Source organism: Sphaerisporangium fuscum, assembly GCF_018531465.1.
GTDB classification, from domain to species: Bacteria; Actinomycetota; Actinomycetes; order Streptosporangiales; family Streptosporangiaceae; genus Sphaerisporangium; species Sphaerisporangium fuscum.
The window spans coordinates 59,623-79,921 of the sequence record NZ_JAHDTF010000010.1 but is presented as its reverse complement, the minus strand read 5'-3'; the positions used below and the strand labels follow the sequence as shown (position 1 = coordinate 79,921).

General features: G+C 73.1%; 19 protein-coding genes. 6 read left to right on the top strand and 13 right to left on the bottom strand.

The window, feature by feature from the left end; all coding sequences use genetic code 11:
• Positions 1-60: 60 nt before the first annotated feature.
• Entirely contained in the window at positions 61-1,017 is a 957-nt protein-coding gene (locus KIK05_RS12800; RefSeq protein WP_214410886.1) for a LysR family transcriptional regulator, read from the bottom strand.
• A gap of 152 nt (positions 1,018-1,169) precedes the next feature.
• On the opposite strand from KIK05_RS12800, the gene KIK05_RS12795 reads away from it, so the two are divergent.
• On the top strand, positions 1,170-3,464 hold the full coding sequence (locus tag KIK05_RS12795) for a M9 family metallopeptidase (protein WP_308249887.1): 2,295 nt from the start codon (positions 1,170-1,172) through the stop codon (positions 3,462-3,464).
• 53 nt (positions 3,465-3,517) lie between these two features.
• Here KIK05_RS12795 and KIK05_RS12790 read toward each other — a convergent pair whose 3' ends face one another.
• The 9 genes from KIK05_RS12790 to KIK05_RS12750 all read right to left on the bottom strand — a co-directional run bounded on the left by KIK05_RS12790 (position 3,518) and on the right by KIK05_RS12750 (position 14,819).
• On the bottom strand, positions 3,518-4,570 hold the full coding sequence (locus tag KIK05_RS12790) for a radical SAM protein (protein WP_214410885.1): 1,053 nt from the start codon (positions 4,568-4,570) through the stop codon (positions 3,518-3,520).
• Complete coding sequence (locus KIK05_RS48835) at positions 4,567-6,393, bottom strand: ATP-binding cassette domain-containing protein (protein WP_214410884.1); 1,827 nt, start codon at positions 6,391-6,393, stop codon at positions 4,567-4,569. The genes KIK05_RS12790 and KIK05_RS48835 overlap by 4 nt, the downstream gene beginning before the upstream one ends.
• Positions 6,375-8,135, bottom strand: a complete 1,761-nt coding sequence (locus KIK05_RS12780) for an ABC transporter ATP-binding protein (protein WP_214410883.1) — start codon at positions 8,133-8,135, stop codon at positions 6,375-6,377. Before KIK05_RS12780 ends, KIK05_RS48835 begins: the two co-directional genes overlap by 19 nt.
• A gap of 70 nt (positions 8,136-8,205) precedes the next feature.
• Entirely contained in the window at positions 8,206-8,340 is a 135-nt protein-coding gene (locus KIK05_RS12775) for an ALQxL family class IV lanthipeptide (RefSeq protein WP_214410882.1), read from the bottom strand.
• 52 nt (positions 8,341-8,392) lie between these two features.
• Positions 8,393-8,509 carry an ALQxL family class IV lanthipeptide gene (locus KIK05_RS12770; RefSeq protein ID WP_214410881.1) on the bottom strand — a complete coding sequence of 39 codons (117 nt, stop codon included), beginning with the start codon at positions 8,507-8,509 and terminating at the stop codon, positions 8,393-8,395.
• A 209-nt stretch (positions 8,510-8,718) separates the two neighbouring features.
• On the bottom strand, positions 8,719-8,847 hold the full coding sequence (locus tag KIK05_RS12765) for an ALQxL family class IV lanthipeptide (RefSeq protein ID WP_214410880.1): 129 nt from the start codon (positions 8,845-8,847) through the stop codon (positions 8,719-8,721).
• A 135-nt stretch (positions 8,848-8,982) separates the two neighbouring features.
• Complete coding sequence (locus KIK05_RS12760; protein ID WP_250562724.1) at positions 8,983-10,803, bottom strand: alpha/beta hydrolase family protein; 1,821 nt, start codon at positions 10,801-10,803, stop codon at positions 8,983-8,985.
• On the bottom strand, positions 10,803-13,607 hold the full coding sequence (lanL, locus tag KIK05_RS12755) for a class IV lanthionine synthetase LanL (RefSeq protein ID WP_214410878.1): 2,805 nt from the start codon (positions 13,605-13,607) through the stop codon (positions 10,803-10,805). The genes KIK05_RS12760 and lanL overlap by 1 nt, the downstream gene beginning before the upstream one ends.
• A 255-nt stretch (positions 13,608-13,862) precedes the next feature.
• Positions 13,863-14,819 (bottom strand): NAD(P)-dependent alcohol dehydrogenase, encoded by a 957-nt coding sequence (locus tag KIK05_RS12750; protein ID WP_214411044.1) that lies wholly within the window; start codon positions 14,817-14,819, stop codon positions 13,863-13,865.
• Positions 14,820-14,921: 102 nt separating this feature from the next.
• On the opposite strand from KIK05_RS12750, the gene KIK05_RS12745 reads away from it, so the two are divergent.
• Entirely contained in the window at positions 14,922-15,584 is a 663-nt protein-coding gene (locus tag KIK05_RS12745; protein WP_214410877.1) for a TetR/AcrR family transcriptional regulator, read from the top strand.
• 13 nt (positions 15,585-15,597) lie between these two features.
• Here KIK05_RS12745 and KIK05_RS12740 read toward each other — a convergent pair whose 3' ends face one another.
• The gene (locus KIK05_RS12740) at positions 15,598-15,744 is read right to left on the bottom strand and encodes a hypothetical protein (RefSeq protein WP_214410876.1); all 147 of its coding nucleotides are present in this window, start codon (positions 15,742-15,744) and stop codon (positions 15,598-15,600) included.
• Between the two features lie 7 nt (positions 15,745-15,751).
• Positions 15,752-15,934, bottom strand: a complete 183-nt coding sequence (locus KIK05_RS12735) for a hypothetical protein (RefSeq protein ID WP_214410875.1) — start codon at positions 15,932-15,934, stop codon at positions 15,752-15,754.
• A 252-nt stretch (positions 15,935-16,186) separates the two neighbouring features.
• Here KIK05_RS12735 and KIK05_RS12730 point away from each other — a divergent pair, with 252 nt between their 5' ends.
• From KIK05_RS12730 to KIK05_RS12720, 3 genes are all read left to right on the top strand, one after another.
• Positions 16,187-17,041: a helix-turn-helix domain-containing protein gene (locus KIK05_RS12730; protein ID WP_214410874.1), complete on the top strand. Its 855-nt coding sequence runs from the start codon at positions 16,187-16,189 to the stop codon at positions 17,039-17,041.
• Positions 17,038-17,286, top strand: a complete 249-nt coding sequence (locus tag KIK05_RS12725; protein ID WP_308249886.1) for a DUF397 domain-containing protein — start codon at positions 17,038-17,040, stop codon at positions 17,284-17,286. Before KIK05_RS12730 ends, KIK05_RS12725 begins: the two co-directional genes overlap by 4 nt.
• Before the next feature lie 312 nt (positions 17,287-17,598).
• A complete protein-coding gene (locus KIK05_RS12720) occupies positions 17,599-17,793 on the top strand; it encodes a hypothetical protein (protein ID WP_214410873.1) in 195 nt (64 codons plus the stop codon).
• Between the two features lie 16 nt (positions 17,794-17,809).
• On the opposite strand, the gene KIK05_RS12715 is transcribed toward KIK05_RS12720, so the two are convergent.
• Entirely contained in the window at positions 17,810-19,057 is a 1,248-nt protein-coding gene (locus KIK05_RS12715; RefSeq protein ID WP_214410872.1) for a Gfo/Idh/MocA family protein, read from the bottom strand.
• Positions 19,058-19,130: 73 nt separating this feature from the next.
• On the opposite strand from KIK05_RS12715, the gene KIK05_RS12710 reads away from it, so the two are divergent.
• Positions 19,131-20,276 (top strand): ROK family transcriptional regulator, encoded by a 1,146-nt coding sequence (locus tag KIK05_RS12710; RefSeq protein ID WP_308249885.1) that lies wholly within the window; start codon positions 19,131-19,133, stop codon positions 20,274-20,276.
• Positions 20,277-20,299: the final 23 nt, after the last annotated feature.

Below are 20,299 nucleotides of genomic sequence, written 5' to 3'. Positions count from 1 at the left end.
GGCCGTTCCCGCCCTCGACCGGGTGAAGGCCGCCGGGGCCGAGCCGGTGAGGGCGGGTGGTCAGGGGAGGGGGTGGGTTTCGGGGTGGGCGTCCCACCACTTCCTGAAGGCCGGGTTGTCGTCCAGGTGGTCCTGGAAGGCCGCCGTCAGGCCCTGGTAGACGGCGGCGGCGGTCTGCATGCCGAGCCGGTCCCTGCGCCAGGCCATCACCAGGCGGGCCACCTGCGGATCGCCCGCCAGCGGCCGTACCGCGACGCCCTCGGGCACCGGCGAGGTGGGGTCCACGAGGCGGACGCCGTGGCCTGCCGACACCAGCATGTGGCCGGCGCCGCTGGGCGCGTCGTAGCGGACGTCGGGCTCGAATCCCGCCGCCCGGCAGCAGGCGCGAAGCGCCGCGAGGGACCCGTCGTCGGCCCCCGGCGGGCTGATCCACCGCTCGTCCCTCAGGTCCGACAGCCGCACCTCGGCCTGCCCGGCCAGCGGGTGGGCCGCGGACAGGGCCACGAAGATCGGGTACCTGGGGAGCACCGTGCGCGTGACGACGGGCGCGGTGAACGCGACCTCGAAGCCCTCGATCATCCCGATGAGCGCGGCGTCGAGCAACCCGCGCGTGAGGGCGTCGGCGAGCAGGACGGTGGACGGCTCGATGCTCAGGGAGATGGGGCGCCCGGGGAGGGCCGCGCCGACCCGGTCGACGACGCTGGCCACGCAGGCGAGGTGGCTGCAGCCGAGCCGCAGCCCGGTCGCGGCCGGGTCGGCGTCGCGCAGATCCCCGAAGAGGGCGTCGATCTCCGACAGGGCGATGCGGGCCCGCGAGATCACCTGGCGTCCCAGCCGCGTGGGCTCGACCCCGGTGTGGCTCCTGGCGAAGAGCCGGCCGCCGATCATCTCCTCGACCTGGTGGAGCCGGGTCGTCATGGCCGGTTGTGACAGGCCGAGCCGTGCGGCCGCCTTGGTGATGCTGCCCGCCTCGGCGATCGCACAGATCATCCGCAGATGCCGGAGGTCCAGGTCCATAACCCGGATTATGAGCCACATCATGGATTTGAGGTGAATGTCCGGCGAGGTAATAGCAAACACTTATGTGCCGCCTTATGACCGCGCACAGCGGGCCGACCGCACACTCGTAGCCGACCTCGCATCCCCTCGGACACCCCCCGGAGGCTCGTGTGCGCAAACCCCTGTACGGCCGGTGGCTGGTGACGCTCTCAGCGGCCCTCGCCCTCCTGTTTCCCCTGTTCGCGGCACCGGCGAGCGCGGCCGGCACGCCACCCCGCCCGGCGCCCGCGAAGAACGGGACGCCACCGCCGTCACCTCTGACGGCGACCGCCAAGGACGGCACGCCCCACGTCCGCAGGTCCCCCCTCGACGTCAAGGACAGGGCGCCGCTGCCGTCGTCCAGGGACGCGCTGCGCCGCGACTACGACCGGCCGGCCGACACGGCCGAGCACCCGCGCCCCTCGGCCAAGGCCAGGACGCCGGCGGCGGCCTGCAACGTGGCGGACTTCACCGGCCGCTCGGGCTCTGCGCTGGTGCAGCAGATCACCTCCTCCACCACCGACTGCGTCAACACGCTGTTCGACCTGACCGGCGGGGACGCCTACGGCGCCTTCCGCGAGGCGAAGATGACGACCGTCGCCTACGCGCTGCGCGACAACGGCCTCCGCTACGCCGGGGACAACAGCGCCGGCACGGCGCAACTGGTGCTCTACCTGCGCGCGGGCTACTACGTGCAGTGGTACCACCCGGCGGACGTCGGCACGTACGGCTCGTCGCTGGCCACGGCCATCCAGGCGGCGCTGGACGCGTTCTTCGCCAACCCCGCCTCCTCGACCGTGAGCGACGCCAACGGCGAGATCCTGGCCGAGGCCGTCACGCTGATCGACAGCTCCCAGCAGAACGCCCGCTACCTGTACGTCGTCAAGCGGCTGCTCAACGGCTACAACAGCTCCTACGACGCGTCGTGGTGGATGCTGAACGCGGTCAACAACGTCTACACGGTGCTGTTCCGAGGCCACCAGCTGCCCGCGTTCGTCACCGCCGTCCAGGCCGACCGCGGCGTGCTCGACACGCTGGACGCGTTCGCCGCCGGGCACCTGGCCCTGCTCGGCACCGACCGGGCCTACCTGGCGTCCAACGCCGGACGCGAGCTCGGCCGGTTCCTCCAGCACGCCGCGCTGCAGCCCACGGTGCGCCCGCTCGCCAGGCACCTGCTCGGGCTCAGCTCCATCAAGGGGGTCACCGCGCCGCTGTGGGTCGGCGTGGCCGAGATGACCGACTCCTACGACAAGGCGAACTGCTCCTACTACGGCACCTGCGACCTGCGGAACCGCCTGGCGGTGGAGGTGCTGCCGATCACCTACACCTGCGGCTCCAGCATCAGGATCCGCGCGCAGGACATGACCTCGGCCCAGCTGTCCGCCAGCTGCTCGAGCCTGACCAACCAGGACGCCTACTTCCACAACCTGGTGAAGGACGGCGGACGGCCGGTCGCCGGCGACGGCAACACCACCATCGAGGTGGTGGTGTTCGACTCCAGCGGCGACTACCAGACCTACGCCGGGGTGATGTTCGGCATCGACACCGACAACGGCGGCATGTACCTGGAGGGCGACCCCACCGCGGCGGGCAACCAGCCGAGGTTCATCGCCTACGAGGCCGAGTGGCTGCGGCCCGACTTCCAGATCTGGAACCTCAACCACGAGTACACCCACTACCTCGACGGCCGGTTCGACATGTACGGCGACTTCGACGCCGGGATCGGCACGCCGACGGTGTGGTGGATCGAGGGTTTCGCCGAGTACGTCTCCTACTCCTACCGCAAGGTGACCTACGACGCCGCGATCACCGAGGCGGCCAAGCGCACCTACGCGCTGAGCACGCTGTGGGACACCACCTACTCGCACGACACGACCCGCATCTACCGCTGGGGCTACCTGGCCGTGCGGTACATGTTCGAACGGCACCCCGATGACGTGACGACGGTCCTGGGGTCGTACCGGACCGGGGCGTGGAACACCGCCCGGTCGTTCCTGACCGGCACGATCGGCGCCCGCTACGACTCCGACTGGTACTCCTGGCTGGCCTCCTGCGCGGCCGGCTCCTGCTCGGGCGGGGGCGGTGGTGGCGGCGGCACCGAATGCACCGGTACCGACACCCGCCGGCTCGACCGCAACTGCCGGCGCGGCGGCCTGTCGGCCACCACCGGGAACTACGCCTACCTGTACATCTACCTGCCCGCCGGGACGAGCAGGCTGACCATCACCGCCGCGGGCGGCACCGGCAACGCCGACCTGTACTACAACAGCGCCTCCTGGGCCACCACGTCGGCGTACTCCCAGCGCTCGACCGCCTCGGGCAACACCGAGTCCCTGGTCATCGACAACCCGCCGGCCGGCTACAACTACATCAGCCTCTACGCGGCACAGGCCTTCACCGGCGCGGCCGTCACCACCGAGTACTGATCCGATCCGTGCCCCCGGGCCCGGAGGCATCCCCTCCGGGCCCCGTCACGTCGTCACGGCACCAGGGACGAGACACGGGCCCCCGAGGTGTAGGGCGGGCGGCGGTCGATGCGGCGGCGGTCCTCTTCGGTGCCGAAGTGGCGGTCGATGCGCCGGGTCGCCTCCGACCAGTCCTCCATCGAGCGGACCGCCGACAGCGCCTCCACCACCAGCGGGTCGCTCCACCTGTCGACGGCGCGCCGCCACAGCGTGCCGGCGTCCTCGGTGAGGAGGCTGCCGACCGTGCCCTCGTACATCGGCATCGCACGGACCTCCCCGTCCGGCTCCACCTGCAGCAGCGGGAACCCGTACCGCTTCAGGAGGTTCGGATGCATCATCAAGATCATGTTGTCCGACGCCGTCACCCGGACCGACCGGGGGGCGAGGGAGCGCAGGCGTTCGACGCCGCTCACCAGCTCGCGCAGCCGGTCGAAGTCCAGCAGCTCGTGCTCGGCGAACCCCTCCCTGCTGGCCAGGCCGGCCGGCACCGCGGCGGCGAAGGCGAGGAACCGCAGGTGCGGGAAGCGGGGCGCGACCGTGCCGCAGAACTCCTCCAGCTGGTGGAGGTTGGACCGCAGGACCGCGTAGTCGACCCCGAACTCGACCGGGCCGAGGCCGGCGGCCACCCGCTCCCTGGAGAGGCCGTCCAGGACGGCCAGCGCGTTCATCGCCCGCTCGAACGAACCGGCTCGCCCGCGGATCCGGTCGTGCACCTCGGCGCTCGCCCCGTCGACGCTCACGGTGATCCGGGAGAAGACCCGGGTCACCTCCTCGGCCGACCGGCGGTCGAGCGTCCATCCGCCGGTGTAGCAGTTGACGGCCACCCCCGCCGCCCTGATCCGCCCTGCGACCTCGATGAGGCCTCTGACCAGCAGCGGCTCGCCGCCGGCGAACTCCACCGACTGCGGGCGCAGGGAGATGATCGCGTCGGCGACCCTGAGCATCTCGTCATGGCTCAGCTGCCGGGCCGGACGCCTGCCCGACTCGGAGTAGCAGTGCACGCATCGCAGCGGGCAGGCGTAGGTGACGTCCCAGACGACGTCGCTCGGCCCCGTCGGGGTGCTCATGGCGTGGTCCTTTCCTCGGTGGTCGCACCTGCGGCGCAGGCGTCGCCCCGCCAGTGGCCGACCAGGTCGGCGTACAGGGGCGATCGGGTGAGCAGTTCCGGATGCGTCCCGGAGATCGTGGTGGTGCCGTCCATCAGCAGGACGCGCCGCGCGCGCATGGCGGAGCTGATGCGGTGCGCGATGACGATGAGCGTGCCGTCGCGCGCGGCGAACGCCTCCTCGGCGCGCTTCTCGGCGGCGGGGTCGAGGTGACAGGTCGCCTCGTCCAGCACGACGATCCGCGCGGGTGAGGCGTGGACGCGGGCCAGGGCGATGAGCTGCTTCTCCCCGGCGGAGAGCGAGGAGGGTTCCTCGACGACGGCGTCGAGCCCGCCGAGCCGTTCGACCAGCGGCAGGGCGCCCACGGCGGAGGCCGCCGCCAGCAGCCGCGCGTCGCCGCCCCGCGTCTCCCCCGCGCGGAGGTAGGCCAGGTTCTCGCGGACGGTGCCGGTGAAGACGTACGCCTCCTGGGGCACGAGGGCGACCACGGTCCGCAGGCGGTGTTCCGGAATCTCGCCGAGCGGGAGCGCGCCGAGCAGTATCCGGCCACCGGTCGGGCGCAGAAGCCCGGTGAGCAGCAGCGACAAGGTGGACTTGCCGGCGCCGCTCGGGCCGACCACGGCCAGATGGCCCCCTTCGGGGATCGTGAGGTCGAGGTCGCGGACGACCGGTGTCGCCGCGGGCGCGTAGCCGAAGGTCAGCCGTTCGGCCCGCAGCCGCTCTCCTGCGGGGACGCGCCCGGTCCCGGCCGGCGGGGGGCTCACCGGCACGGTGATGGACTCGGCGATCCTGCGCAGTGAGACGGCGAGGGCCACTCCCCAGCCACCGACCGTGCTGACGAGCGTGCGCAGCGCCGGGTCGATCCCGGTGGCCAGGTAGGTCACCGCGCCGACGACCTCCCCCGCGGTCAGGTGACCGCCCTCGACCAGCGGGCGGGCGGCGACCAGCAGGGCGAGCTGCGGGACGTGGACGCCGAGCGTGACGATCAGCCGCCGGACGGTGCCGGCCCAGGCCATGGACATGGTGGCCGCCACCTGCGCGGAGACCGCGGCCTCCACCGTCGCGGCGGCCTGGTCGTGGGCCCGGCAGGCGGCGACGTCGCGCAGTCCGGCCAGGATCGGGGTGACCTCGGCCGTGAGCCGCTCGTCGGCCAGGATCAGCGCGCGCTGCCGGCCGGCCAGCGTGCGCAGCAGCCAGGCGAACACCGCCAGCGCCAGCAGCACCGGGCCCGCGGCGATCGCGGCGGCCGGCGGGGACAGGGCCAGCAGCCCCACCAGCGCGGCGACCAGCGACATGCCGAGCTGGCGGGTGCTGCGCAGCAGCGCGGAGATCAGGTTTCGCAGCGTTTCCACCTGCGCGGTGAGACGGTTGACGGCGGCGGGGTCGGGCGGTTCGGCCCCGGTGGCGGCGCGCGTGACGGCGGCGGTGACCACGGCGTGGACGAGGTCGTCGCGCAGCGGTTCGACGACCTCGGCCAGGACGGGGAGCATCAGCCGGGTGGCCACCGCTTTGAGCGTCATCACCGCGGCCAGCACGGCGAGGAGGGCGAGGCCGGTGGCCGGCCTGCCCGCCAGGAAACCGTGGTCGACGGCGGCGGCGACGAGCAGCCCGGACAGCAGCGCCGGAGCCGACTCCACGGCGGACAGGGCGACGGCGACGGCCAGCGGGCGCCTGCGGGGCCGGAGCAACTCCAGCAGCAGGCGCGGCGCGCCGAGCACGGCGGGCCCCGCGAGGGGCGTGGCCGCCGGACGCGACGGCGACCGGGTCAGCGCGGCACCGGACACGGTTCCTCCTTCTCGCTGAGGTCCCCGGTGGCGAACAGGGCGCGATAGGCCGGGTCGGTCCAGAGGTCCCGGTGGGTGCCCCGGGCGCGGACCCGGCCGCCTTCGAGCCAGACGACCAGGTCGGCGCGGGCGGCGGTCGTCGCCCGGTGCGCGACGACCAGGCGGGTGCGTCCGCGCATCCCGTCCACGAGGGCGCGGGTGACCTGAGCCTCGGTCGCGGTGTCGAGGCTGGAGGTGGCGTCGTCGAGCACGGTCAGCCGTGCGCGCCGTACGAGCGCGCGAGCCAGGCCGAGGCGCTGGAGTTCGCCGCCGGACAACGGCGCGCCCGCGGCCGGGGTGTCGTACCCCTGGGGGAGCCGGCGGATGACGTCGTCGACGCGGGCCGCGGCCGCGGCCTCCCGCACGGCCGCGCGGCCGGTCCCGGGCCTTCCGTAGGCGATGGCCGAGGCCAGGTCCCCGCCGAGGAGCGCGGGGCGCTCGAAGGCGTAGGCGACGAGGTCGCGGAGGGACTCGGGGGCGATCTCGCGCAGAGGCCGGCCGTCGAGCACCACCTCCCCGCGGTCGGGGTCCAGCAACCTGCCCGCCACCAGGGCCAGCGTCGTCTTGCCCGCGCCGGACGGCCCGACGACCGCGGTCAGCAGCCCGGCGGGGACCTCCAGGTCGAGTTCGTCGAGCAGCGGGGTGCCGTCCCGCGTCACGGTGACGCCGCGCAACGACAGCGTCCCGGGTCCTGCGGGCGCCGGACGGGTGCCGGGGACCTGGGTGTGCAGGGCGAGCACCTGGCAGACCCGCCGCGCCGCCGAGCGGGCCTGGACCAGGCTCATCACCGCGTCGAGCTGTTCGACGAACGACAGGCCCAGCGTGGCGTACCCGGCCACGGCCAGCAGCCGCCCGGGGGCCAGGCGGCCGTCCACGACGCCGAGGCCCGCCACCGCGAGGACGATCACCTCGATGAGCGGCAGCACCAGGCCGATCCGCCACACGCCGCGGGCCTGGGCCCGCCACAGGGCACGCCCGGCCGCGGAAAGGCCGGGCAGCGGGGCGAGCACGCGGGCGATCTCGCGATCGGCGGTGCCGGAGGCGCGTACGGTGCGGATGCCGGCCAGGGTGTCGGTGAGACGCGCGGCCAGGTGGCCCTGCGCCTCCTGGTAGCGGTCGTACAGCCCGGACATCCGGGTGACGAAGAAGAAGATCATGGTGAGCGCGACGGGCAGGCCGGCCAGGAAGGCGAGCCCGGTCCACCGGTCGACGAGGAAGAGCGCGGTGACCCCGCCCGCCGCGGTGACCAGCCCGGCGGCGGTGTCCACCAGGGTCAGCGGGACACGTCCGGCAGTGGCGGTGTTGCTCACCAGCCGGGTGGCCAGCTCCCCGGTCGGGAACCGGCGGGCCTCGCCGGCGTCCAGACGCAGGACGTGGCCGGTGAGCCGCAGGCGCAGCGCCGAGGTGGCCGAGGCGTTGGACGAGGCGCCGGCGATGGTACGCGCCAGGTCGGCGAGGGTGAAGACGGCCACGGTCAGGGCCAGCCACGCCACCGCGGCGAGCGCGTCCTCCCCCGCGAGCACCTCGTCGACCGCGGCGGCCAGCAGGGCGGGCATGGCCAGTGTCGCGGCCGAGGCGGCGGCGGATCCGGCGGCGACCACCGCCAGCGGCCGCCAGGCGCGCCGTGCGAGAGAGGCGAGAAGGCGGTCACTGTGCCTGTGCGTCACCCGCTCCCCGGCAGCGCCCGACACGGGATCTGACATCCTTTCTCTCCATCTCTCGGTACGGCGACGGGACCCCGGTCACCGCCGGCGGCGGCGACCGGGGACTGCACTAGGCCAGGCTGAGGGTGACGTAGCAGGTCTCGTCGCCCTCGCACGTCTTGCCGAAGCAGGTGAGCGTGCAGGGCCACAGCCAGGACTCCTCGGCGGCCGGGAGCATGTCCAGCGCCCTGAGGTCGATCTCCATTGCTTTCCTCCCTTCGCACCGCCCCGGTCGCCGGGGCGGTGACGGGACCTGGTCAGACGGTGATGAGGCAGCTCGAGTCACACGAGATGGTGCACGTGATGACACAGGGCCACAGCGAGGACTCCTCGGCGGCGGGGAGCATGTCCAGCGCCTTGACGTCGATCTCCATTGCTTTCCTCCTTTTCCACCGCCCGGTCGGCTCCGGGGCGGTGACGAATCTCGTCAGATGGTGATCCAGCAGCTGTCGTCGCAGGTCCCTACCTCACAGGTGATGAGGCAGGGCCACAGCGAGGACTCCTTGACGGCGGGGAGCATGTCCAGCGCCTTGACGTCGATCTCCATCGCGTTCCTTCCTTCCGTGGTGACGGGCCGGGGTCGTCAGAGCTTCGTGTACCAGCAGGTCTCCTCGTTGCCGCAGGTGTGGGGGTTGCAGGTCGGCTCGCAGGGCCACAGCTGCGACTCCCCGGTGGCGGGCAGCATGTCCAGGGCGTTGATGTCGAGTTCCATGACGGGTTCCTTTCGTGCGTGCCGCTCGGGTTCGAGACGGCCTTGGTCACCGGCGCGTCGATGCGGGCCGGAGTCGGTGGGTTCGCGCAGGGTGGAGAGGCCACCGGCGCGGGGTGGAGGGTCGGCTGCCGCGCGCTAGGCGGGCAGAGCCGTCCTCGTGTGGAGGGAGCCGGCCTGGCCGGTCCGCGCGGCCCCGTCGCCCAGGAAGTCGATGAGGCGCCCGGTGACCAGGTGCCCGGCGGCGGAGGCCAGCGGGTCGTGGTCGGCTTCGGGGATCTCCAGGTAGACCGGCGGCACGGGGTGACCGGCCGCCAGCAGCCGGCCGTACAGCCGCCGGGAATGGGCGACCGGGATGACCGAGTCCTGCAGGCCGTGCACGATCATGATCGGCGGGCGCATCCGGCCGGCCAGCCGGGCCAGGTCGCGCGGGCCGAGCGCGTCGTCGAGCTCCGCGCGGCCGCCGAGCCGGTCGAGCAGCGCGCGCACGCTGGGCGGCCCGTCCCGGTACAGCTCCGGGCCCGACAGGAACGGCGCGATGACGGCGGCGCGGTCCCACAGGTCCGGCTCCGCGGCGGCGGCCAGCAGGGCCAGGTAGGCGCCGTAGCTGATGCCGTACAGCATCGGCCGCCGCCCGCCGGGGCCACGGGCGCCGGCCAGCGTGCGTCCCAGATGGACGATGTCCTCGAGGTCGGGGCCGCCCCACGCGCCATGGATCGCGTCGCGGTGCGCGGCGCCGTAGCCGGTGCTCCCCCGCTGGTTGGGGGCCACCACCGCCATGCCCGCGGCGGCCATCCGCTGGAACAGCGGCTCGAACCCGAAGTGCCAGGCGGCCTCCGGGCCGCCGTGCAGCGCCAGGACCACCTGCTCGCTCGCCACCGGGTCGCCGTAGACGACGGCCTCGATGGGCCCGGCCGGGCCCTGGTACGCGATCGTCCGGGCGGGCGCCCAGCGGCCCGGGTGCTCCTCGGCGGCGGCCACCGCCGGGTGACGGAGCGGGTCGGGCAGGGTGACCACGCCGAGCGGACGATCCGGCGTGCTGTGCAGCAGGTGCAGCCCGCCGCTGGTCCAGCGCGCCGTCTGCTGCACCGTTCCGGCCGGGAGCCCGGCCTCGACGGCGGTGTCCGCCACCAGATCGTGCAGCAGCAGGTGGGACCTGCAGCGACGGGCGACCGACAGGGCCAGGTGCCGTCCGGTGGGATCCAGGGCCAGGGGCGCGACGGTGCCCTCGACGTGGTTCAGCCGCTCGGGGAACACCGTCGGCGCGGGGTCGTCGCGGTGCCGGACGCCGAGGCGGAACGCGCCGTCACACCGGGCCGCCGTCAGCAGCACGCCGGTGCGCGGCGCGGCCATGAGCAGGTGCTCGCCGTCCGCCGGCCCTCGCAGCGGCGCGGTGAGACCCGTGGCGAGGTCGAGGACGATCGCGCCGCCGGCTCCCGGCTCGGGGCGGGCCAGCGCGAGATGCCGGCCCTCCTCGTCGAGCCATACTCCGCCACCGGTCGCGCCGGCCAGCTCGGCCACCGGCTCGGGAGGTTCGGCGCGCCCCGGCACGCGCCACACCGTGGTCCGCCCGTCCTCGCCGCTCTCGAACAGCAGGGCGGCGGTGCCCGGTGCGACGCCGGCGACGAGCCTGAGCCCTTTGCTGCGGGGGGCGAGCAGCTCGTACTCCTCGGCCGCCGCGCCGTCCGGGCCGGGGACGGCGAGCAGCAGCCGCGCCGACCCCTTGCCGTGGCGGCACAGCAGCACGTCGCCGTCGCCGGTCGGAAGCGGGAGCGTCCAGGAGGTCTCGCCGCCCCGGGTGGGGATCAGGCGGGGCCGGGGCGCGGGGCCGGTGAGGTCCCACAGTTCCGGCACGAGCCCGTCACGGCCGTGCGCGGCCAGGCAGGTCGCGTGGCGCCCATCGCCGGAGAAGCGGAAACTGATGCGCCTGCGTTCCATGGGGAGGCCGGTGGATCTCATCACGCCCTGCTCCCGGCGGTCGCCGGCGCCTCGCCGGTGACGGCGCCGCCGATAGCGGCGTCGGCCATCCACGGGCGGGGGCCGCCGTGACGCAGCCGCCACAGGAAGGCGAGCACACCGGCCAGGCCGGTGTTCCAGGCGAACGTCACCTCGACGGCGTTCTCGTCGGGCACCACGAGCAGCCCGTCGCGCAGGGTGGCGCGCGCCCACAGCACGCCGGCCAGTTCCCCGGCCTGGTCCCGGTAGCGCGGCTCCCCGGCCAGGTCCGCCAGGTCCAGCAGGAACTGCCCGTCTCCGGCGAGGCCGTGGCAGGCCGCGGTGCCGGAGCGCAGCCGGTGGCCGTGCACGGCGACGGCGGCCGCCCGGGCCACCTCCAGCGCACGCCGGTCGCCGGTCGCCGCGTGCAGGCGCACCAGGAACGTCCCGATCCCCGAGGACCCGTTGCACCAGTGGGGCATCTTCGCACCGCCGTGCGGGCCCTCTCCCCACCAGGCCGCCTCACCGTGGTGGTCGGCCGCGTCCATCAGGGTACGGCCGGCGGCGACGGCCGTCTCCAGGCAGTCCTCGCGCCCGAGCGCGACGCCGGCGGCCAGCAGGTAGGCGCCGATCCCGGCGACACCGTGGGCGAAGCCGTAGTGGACCACACCCGCCAGCGCGGAGTCGAAGTCCGTGGGAATGGGCCACAGCACCGTGCCGGGGGTCCGCCGCGCGGCCGTGAGCAGCTCGTCGGCGCACGCGCCCGCCCGGTCGCGGAGCCTGGTGTCCCCGGTGGCGTGCCACAGGTGCAGCAGCGCCGTCCCGGCTCCGGCCAGGCCGTGGCAGATGTCCGGGTTCGGCCAGCTGACCGGCAGGCCGAGGGCGAGGTCGAGGGCCGCCGCGCGCACCTCGTCGTCGTCGAGCGCCGTGCCCGCCTCGTGCAGCGCCCATGCCATCCCGGCCCGGCCGAAGTACAGCCCCGGCGAGGGGCGATGCTCGGCCGCGAGGCGGTGGATCATCCAGTTCGCGCCCTCGCGCAGCCCGGTCGTGAGCCTGGCGCGCGTCTCCGGCGGCAGGGTGGCGGCGTCCGGGCCCGCCAGGGAGGCCATCAGGTGGAGCACACCGGCCGCCCCGTACTGCACGCCGCAGGGGTCGGCGTTGGCCCCGAACCCGGCGCTGGGCCACAGCCGCGCGGACGCGACCGGCTCGGCCGTCCCGCGCGGGGACATGGCCCGCAGGGTGTGCGCCAGCCCGTCGCGCAGCAACCGGTCCTGCTCGGCGGTGCCGAGCCGGTGACCGCCGCCCGCGGCGGCAGGCGCCTGCGGGACGGCGGCCAGGCCGGACAGGAACCCGCGGACCGCGGCCAGATCCCACCGCCGCGCGGGGTCCTCCGCCATCAAACCCACGATCATGGGGACCAGCTCGGTCGCCACGGGATCGCCGGACGCGGCCACGCCGACCAGCGTGCGCACCCGCGAGTCCCACGGTCTGGCCTGCTCCCCCTGGTCGGCCGGCAGCATCGGCTGGCACGCGGTCACCAGGTAGAACACCGTCGCGCCCAGGGCGTACAGGTCCACCTCGGCGCCGGGGCAGGGCCCGAAGGCGGGAGCCCTTTCCTGCTCCGGTGGCGCGTACCCCGGGGTGTGGGCCCGCCAGACCAGGGTGCCGGGCATCGCCGCGGTCTCCAGGTCGATCAGCCGGCAGTCGCCGTCCCCGGTGACGACGACGTTGTTCGGGGTCAGATCGCGCAGGATGTAGCCCTGCTCGTGCACCGTCCCGACCAGGTCGGCCAGGCGCGCGGCCAGGCCGAGCACGGTCTCGCGCCGGCGCGGGTCCGGGCCCTGGGCCATGCGCTCGCCCGCCCAGGCGGTGAGCACGCTCCCCTCGAGCCGTTCCTGCGCCAGGAACAGGTTGTCGTCCTTGTCGAAGAGCGCCACGCGGCGGGCCGTCACGCCGAGCGGGCCGAACAGGCCGAGCATCCGCCACTCGTGACGCAGCGCGTCACGCTCGTCGCGTCCGCTCAGCTTCGCGCCCACGTGCGGCCGGGCCTGCTTGACGACGACGTGCCCGCCGGTGTCGCGGTCCTCGGCCAGGAAGACCCCGCCCTTGGCGTTGTGCCGCACGGCCTGGCGCACCACGAACCGGTCGGCCAGCAGGACCGCCTCCGGCACGGCCGCCCGTACCGGGGCCTTGCCCGACTCGAAGGGGCAGGGCGCCCACGGGGGCGGGGAGTACCAGGCGTTGCGCTTGTCGGTCACCTGGGTGCCGTCGGGGGCGGTCAGCCGGGAGGCGTAGGAGCCGTCGTTGTCCAGGACGGAGAGGGCGGAGAACACCCCGTAGCGGTAGTGGACCAGGCCGCCCGGCTTGTAGGCGCGATCGGACAGGATGGGCGGCCCGGGCAGGCCCAGGGTGGCGGCGTGCAGTTCCTCGGCGATCGCGGTCGCCGCGCGGTCGTCGGGCGGGTAGACGGTGATGAACTTCCCCACCGCCCCGCGGTCCTGCTCCCTCGACACCAGGCCGGACAGTTCGGTCAGCGTCGCGGCGAACTTGAACGGGCAGCGGCGCCGCGCGAGCACCTCCACCGCCCGGGCCAGCACCACGGGGGCCGACAGCGGCGTCGCCGAGACGTGCAGCTTCCAGCCCTGCGCCCTGCGGGCCGCGCCGACGGGGGTCACGTACGTCCATGGCGCGCGGGTGCGGAACTCCCAGGTCGCGCTCTCCTCCGCGTCCCCCTCACGGCCCGCCCGTGCCAGGGCCGCCTTGGCGATGTCCTCCAGCACATGTCGATCCAACCCGGTCTGGTCTTCACGCCGGTTGCGCGCGTCCACGCCGAACCCCCTGCAGGCTTGTTCCGAAGGCGACGAATCTCGCCGGTCGATCGGCACGGGCCGGGGGACGGAGGCGTTCGCGTTCCCCTGTCGCCGGTGCCGGCGGGCCGGCCCCCGATGGCCGATCGACTTCAGGTATAGGCGCGGACGCTTGCGGTCCTCTTGGACCGGAGTTGGGGACAGGTTGGGGGTCGGTTACCGGATTCCAGGACGCCTGACGGCGAGCCCGAAGACGCGGGGAGCTCGGGCCTTGCTCTAGAGGACCCGGACGACGTGCTTGCCGCGGACCCCGCCGGCCTCCAGCGCCCGGTGGGCCCCGGCGATGTCGGCCAGGGGGAACACCGTGTCCACGACCGGGCGGACCGCGCCGCTCTCCACGTACCGGGTCAGGTCGGCGAACAGCCGGTGCGTGGGGTCGCCGCTGAAGAACCGCACCCGGCGCGGGCCGAACACGGCGGAGGCGGCGATGTACGACAGCGACGCGGCGAGGCGGTCGACGTCGAAGGCGATCGCCACCATGCGGCCGCCCGGCCGCAGGAGCCGGCGGTAGGCGCCGGAGGCGGTGCCGGCCGTGTCGAGGACCACGTCGAACCGGCCGAGGTCGCCCGGGCCGGTGGTCCGGTAGTCGAAGACCTCGTCGGCGCCCAGGTCCCGGACGAAGTCCAGGTTCCGGGCACCGGCCAGACCGGTCACGTGGGCGCCGAACGCCCGGCCGAGCTGGACCGCGACGCTGCCCACCCCGCCGGCGGCGCCGCGGACGAGCAGCCGCTCCCCCGCCCGGAGCCGCGCCTTGTCGCGCAGCGCGGTGATCGCGGTCGTGCCCGCGGGCAGGGTCACGGCCTGGACCGGGTCCAGCCCCGCGGGCGCGAGCGCGATCCGCCGGGGACGGACGGCCACGTACTCGGCGGCGCTGCCGAACGTGCTTCGCCCCAGCACCCCCCACACTCGGTCGCCCACCGCCGGCCCGTTCACGCCGGCGCCCAGGGCGACGACCTCGCCCGCGAAGTCGAGGCCCATCCGCTTCGGGAACCCCCGCTGCGTCAGGTCCGTCACCAGGCGCACCCTGCCGGCTCTGCCGTGGACCTCCCCGCCGTTCACGCTCACGGCGTGGACGCGCACCAGCACCTCACCGGGCCCCGCGACGGGCTTGGGCACCCGGCCCTCGTACAGGACCTCCGGCGGCCCGTAACGGTCGAACAAGGCCGCACGCATCGTCTCGCCCACTGCCCGCTCCTTCCCTTCGTCAGAGTCGTTCGGCAGCGACACTAGCCCGCTAAACGGAGAGGCCTGTCCGGTTACGGTAATGTGAGAAACATGCCCGCCGATCCCTCTCGAATGGCGCCTCCCGCCGAAGCGGGGCTTCGCGCGGACGCCCTGCACAACCGGCGCCGCATCCTCGCGGCCGCGCGGGAGGCGTTCGGGACGCGGGGGCTGGAGGTGCCGATGGCCGCCATCGCACGGCGGGCCGGGGTCGGCATGGCCACGCTCTACCGGCGCTTCCCCTCACGGGAGGCGCTGGTCACCGAGGTGTTCGCCGACGAGCTCGCCACGTGCGCCGCCATGGTCGACCAGGCGCTGGCGGACCCGGACCCCTGGCGGGCGTTCCGCACCGTGGTGGAGAAGGTGTGCGCGATGCAGGTCACCGACCGCGGGTTCACCGCGGCGTTCCTGACGGCGTTCCCGCAGGCCGTCGAGTACGAGGAGGCACGCGCGTGCGCCGAGCGGGGCCTGGCCGAGGTCGTACGGCGGGCCAAGGCCGCCGGGAGCCTGCGCGCCGACTTCGACCTGGCGGACCTGGTGCTGCTGATGAAGGCCAACCACGGCGTCACCGCCGACACAGGTGACGCCGCGGCGGCCGCCTCCCGCAGGCTGGTGGCCTACCTGCTGCGTTCCTTCCGAGCCGAGAACGCCGAGCCACTGCCTCCGGCACCCCCACTCGGCCTGGACCACGTGCACAGCGCGCCGTCGGCACGGTAGGCGATACGTGCCGTCAGGCCTCGCCGAGCCATACGCACTCGGAGTGGAGGCGCCTCGCGGCACGGTCCGCGCTCCCCCACCGGCCGAATTCACGACCGTCCGTGGCGACGGTCGCCGCGCCGCCGCCGGGCAGGGCCATCCCGACAGCGACCACCCGCATGACGCAGTCATCCTCCCCCCTCGTCCCGGAGCAGCGCGAACAGGCGCGGCAGGCCGCCGAGAAGAGACCGCACCTCCTCCTTCCCGCCCGGGAACGCCGGGTGAAGGAGCAGCGGATCCACCGCGTCGCCGTCGGCGGCGTCCGAGCCGTGATAGACAGTCGAGTAGTCGGAACCAGTGGAGTGCTCCATGCGAGCGCTTCCTTCCGTCGAGGGCCGGAGTGGGCATGCCGTCGCAAGCGAGTCCCACCCCGGCCCGACCTCTTTCCTGATCTGGACGCGACCCGACACTCCTGGGTCGAAGGATCGATCCCAGATTCGCTCACCCTGCGTCGCCGTGTCGCTACGTTCGGTATGGTGACATGCGAAACGGTGCTCCACAAGTTGAGTGAGCTCCGAATGTGAGAGCTCCAGGCTCCACGACCAGGTGATGAAGGGACGATCATGGCTGCACCCAAGTGGGTCACCCTCCGAGCCCAGTGGCTCGGCCAGCAGCTTCGGGAGTTGCGTGACGCCAACGGCCTCCTGCTCAGGGACGCGGCCGAGTACCTTCAGCGCGACCCGTCCACCGTCAGCCGGTTCGAGTCAGGCGAGTATCCGATTCGGCGACCCGACATGCTGGCCCTCCTGGACCTGTACGGAGTGGCCGACGGCCGGCGACGCGAGGACCTCATGAAACTCAGCCAAGAGGTCTGGCAAAAGGGCTGGTGGGACGGGTACGCGGATGAAGTCGCCGGAGCGTTCATCGACTACGTGTGGCTCGAATCTCGCGCCCGCCGAATTCGAACTTTCGACAACACTCTGCTGCTCGGCCTGTTCCAGACCGAGCACTATGCACGTGCGGTCATCACCGCTGCGGAGTTCGACGCCGACACCGAACAAATCAACAGGTGGGTCGCGCTGCGCATGGCGAGGCAAGAGGTCCTCCAAAGCGAGAACCCGCCGCATGTCCTGTCGATCGTCGATGAGGCGGTACTGCATCGCAAGGTCCTCGGCGCCCGAGACCTCTCGGTTCAATTCCAACGGCTCGTCGAACTCGCCGCACGGCCGAACATCGAGATAAGAGTGCTGCCGTTCAGCGCCGGAGCACACGCCAGTCCGACCGGAGCGTTCCGCATTCTCACCATGGAGGAAAGGTTTCCTGAGGTCGCGTATGCCGAAACCCCGAAAGGGGCGATCTACGTTGAGACGCCAGATAATCGCCGCTTGGTGCAAGCGTACGATGAGCTACGAAAGCTGACGCTCGATCCCAAAGAGTCGGCTGACCTTATCTCCGCTACAGCAGAGGATCTGCGGTGAACGAGACGGAACTGCAGGGAACAACGCCCGTTGGAGAACTGCCGGACATCGCCTGGCACATCAGCACGAAGAGTGAGAACGGCGGCGGGAGTTGTGTCGAGGCCGGGCCGTTGGCCGATGGGAGCGGGCGGGTCGCCGTACGGCACAGCCATCACCCGGACGGCGAGGTCATCGTCTACACCAGGGCCGAATGGCAGGCCTTCATCGCCGGAGTCAAGGACGGCGAGTTCGACTTCACGTCCTGATATCCCCAGGAGGCGAGCCGGACGGGGCCGGAGAAGCATGTCGAGACCACGGTAGTTCCAGACGCTGGTGAGCGCGGCCCTGGCCGTGTTCGTGCTTACGGGATGCGCCGATCGCACCGTCGCCTGCGGCCCGTGCCGGGGAAGTGGCGTCTCGCTCACCGCGCGCCGCTCGCTCTACAGGGTCGCGCACACATACGAACTGTGTGACGCGCGTGGCCGCTGCCGGAGAGGCGAGCTGAACGTTCCCACCGCCTCCCGTTTTCCCACTCCCCCGGAGGAACCGTCAGCACCGCCGAACCTCAGCTCCCCCTCTTGTGGGTCGATCTCCCCGGCAGGAGGGCCACCGACTACTCGAGGATCACCGTCCGCGCCGTCATCAAGGACCGGAAGGGGCGGGTCATCGGACGTGGACAGGCCACCTTCCCCGAATACCCGCCCATCGAGACCGACGAGCCCTGCTTCTGCTACGACGCAGAGGTGACACTGGACGTCCTTCCCGTCCGGTGACGGCATCGGCGTCCGGCTACAGGGTGACGATCGTGTTGGTGGTTCTGGCGCGTTCGGCCGCCCAGACGACGCGGTGGGTGGCGAGGCTGGATTCGGCGTCGGAGCTGATGAGGGAGGCGTCGCCCTGGGCGACGGCGGACAGGAAGGCCCGGGTGAGCGCCTCATCGCCGCCGCCGTGGCCGTCGGCCGCCGACGGACCGGCGTCGCCGAGGGTGTCGATGATCTCCTCGCCTCCGGTCCTGAAGTCGACCAGGCGGATGGTGTGCCCGTCGCCGTCGAGGTAGCCGTGCGTCCCCATCAGGCGGGTCCTGCGGTGCTCCATCGGGGTGAAGGCGCTCATCGTGAACGAGCAGGTCGTTCCGTCGTCGAACTCCATGATGACCACCTGGTGGTCCACGACGTCGTTGTCGGAGGCGTAGACACAGCGGCCGTAGGGGCCGGTGCGCAGCGCCTCCAGCACTCCGGCGGTGTCGCGCCGTTCGGTGACCGCGCCGAGCGGCCAGAACTCCCGGTCGGGGTCGCCGAGGCAGTCCAGGTACAGCCGCTTGGCCGAATATGGGCAGGTGGTCTCCACCGGGCAGTCGACACAGCGCTCCGCCGCCCCCGCGGGGCGTTCCTCGGCGCGGAAGTGCGTGAGGTTCCCGAACGAGCTGACCTTCCGCGGCATCCGGCCGGCCAGGTGGACCAGCCAGTCGATGTCATGGCAGGCCTTGGTGAGCAGCATCGGCGCCGAGGTGTCCTGGCGCCGCCAGTGGCCGCGGACGAACGAGTGGGCGTGGTGCCACCACCCGACGGGCTCGAGGTGCTGGATGCTGACCAGCCGGCCGATGCGCCCCTCGTCGAGCAGCCCCTTGAGCGCCCGGGTGTAGGGGGTGTAGCGCAGCACGTGGCACACGGCCAGCATGACGTTGTTCCGCTGCGCGGCCCCGGCGATCAGAGCGGCCTCCTCCTCGTTGATCGCCATGGGTTTCTCCAGCAGGATGTGATAACCCAGGTCGGCGAGCCGTACCGCGGGGGCCGTGTGCAGACGGTCCTGGGTCGCGACGATCGCCGCGTCGGCCAGCCTGCCCTCCCCCGCCAGCTCGGACCAGTCCGCGTACACCCGGTCCGCGGGCACGCCGAACTCGGCGGCGACGGCTCTGCGGCGATGCGGGTCCGGCTCCGCGACGGCGGTCACGCGCCCGGCGCCGGCCGCCACCGCGTGACGTGCGTAGGACTGCCCGCGCAGCCCGGCGCCGACGAGGGCTAGAGTCACCCCAGACATGGGATCCTTTCCCCAGAATTATCAAGGAGTGCCTAATTATTAGTCGCGACGGCGGGTACCTCAAGGGGGAACGGTGATCGACGATCTGAGCGGTGGTGACCTGTCCCGGCTCCGCCAGCACAACGCGCTGGTGATGATCCGGGCGTTGCGCGGCGGGGCCGTGCTCACGCTGACCGAGCTCGCCAAGCGCACCGGGTTGTCACGGGCCTCCACCGAGGACGTGGTGCGCGAGCTGACCGAGCGCGGCTGGGTGGCCGAGGCCGAGCCGACGGCGGGCGCGGTGGGACGGCCGGCGCGGCGCTTCCGGTTCCGGGCGGACGCCGGGAGGGTCCTCGGCGTGGACATCGGCGGGCACAAGGTCCTGGCGCTGCTGGCCGATCTCGACGGAACCGTCCTGCGCAGCGAACGCGTCGTCGTCGACCCGGAGATGGGCCGCATGGGCCGGCTGGCGGCGGTGGACCAGGCCGTGCAGGGCGTCCTGGCTGGTGAGGCGGTGTGGGCCACCGGGGTCGCCACGACCGGCCTGGTCGACGGGACCGGCCGGGTGATGCTCTCGGACGCGCTGCCGGAATGGACGGGAGTCGATTTGGCCGCCCACGTGGCGCGGCTGTCCTCCGAGCCGGTCCTGGTGGAGAACGACGGCAAGCTCGCCGCCCTCGCCGAGTCCTGGCGGGGCGTGGCGCGCTACGCCAAGGACGTGGTGTTCCTGCTGGCGGGCCTGCGCACCGGCACGGGCCTGATCATCGACGGGAAGCTGCACCGCGGGTTCGGCAACGCCGCGGGCGAGATCGGCGCGCTCCCGATGGCCGGCTGGATCCGCGCGCAGCAGCACCTGACGTCCTGGCCCGGCTCGGACGTCGCGGACGTCTTCCAGGCGGCCCGCGACCGGGACCGCAGGGCGCTCGCGGCCGTGCGCCGCTACGTCAAGGACATCGCGGTCGGCGCCTCCGCGCTCGTGCTGACCCTGGATCCGGAACTCATCGTGGTCGGCGGCGGTTTCTCCCGCTCCGCCGACCTCATCCTCGAACCGCTGCGGCGCGAGCTGGACCGGTGGTGCGTGCGCATGCCGGAGGTCCGCGCGTCGGCCTTCGGCGACGAGGGCGTGGCGCTGGGAGCGGTACGGCTCGCGCTGGACCACGTCGACCGGACCCTGCACGGACCCGGCGAGCTCGCCGCGCCGGAGCACTTCCTGGGCGCCCGTAACCGAATCGAGTCTTGACTTAATTTCACTGGACTCCATGA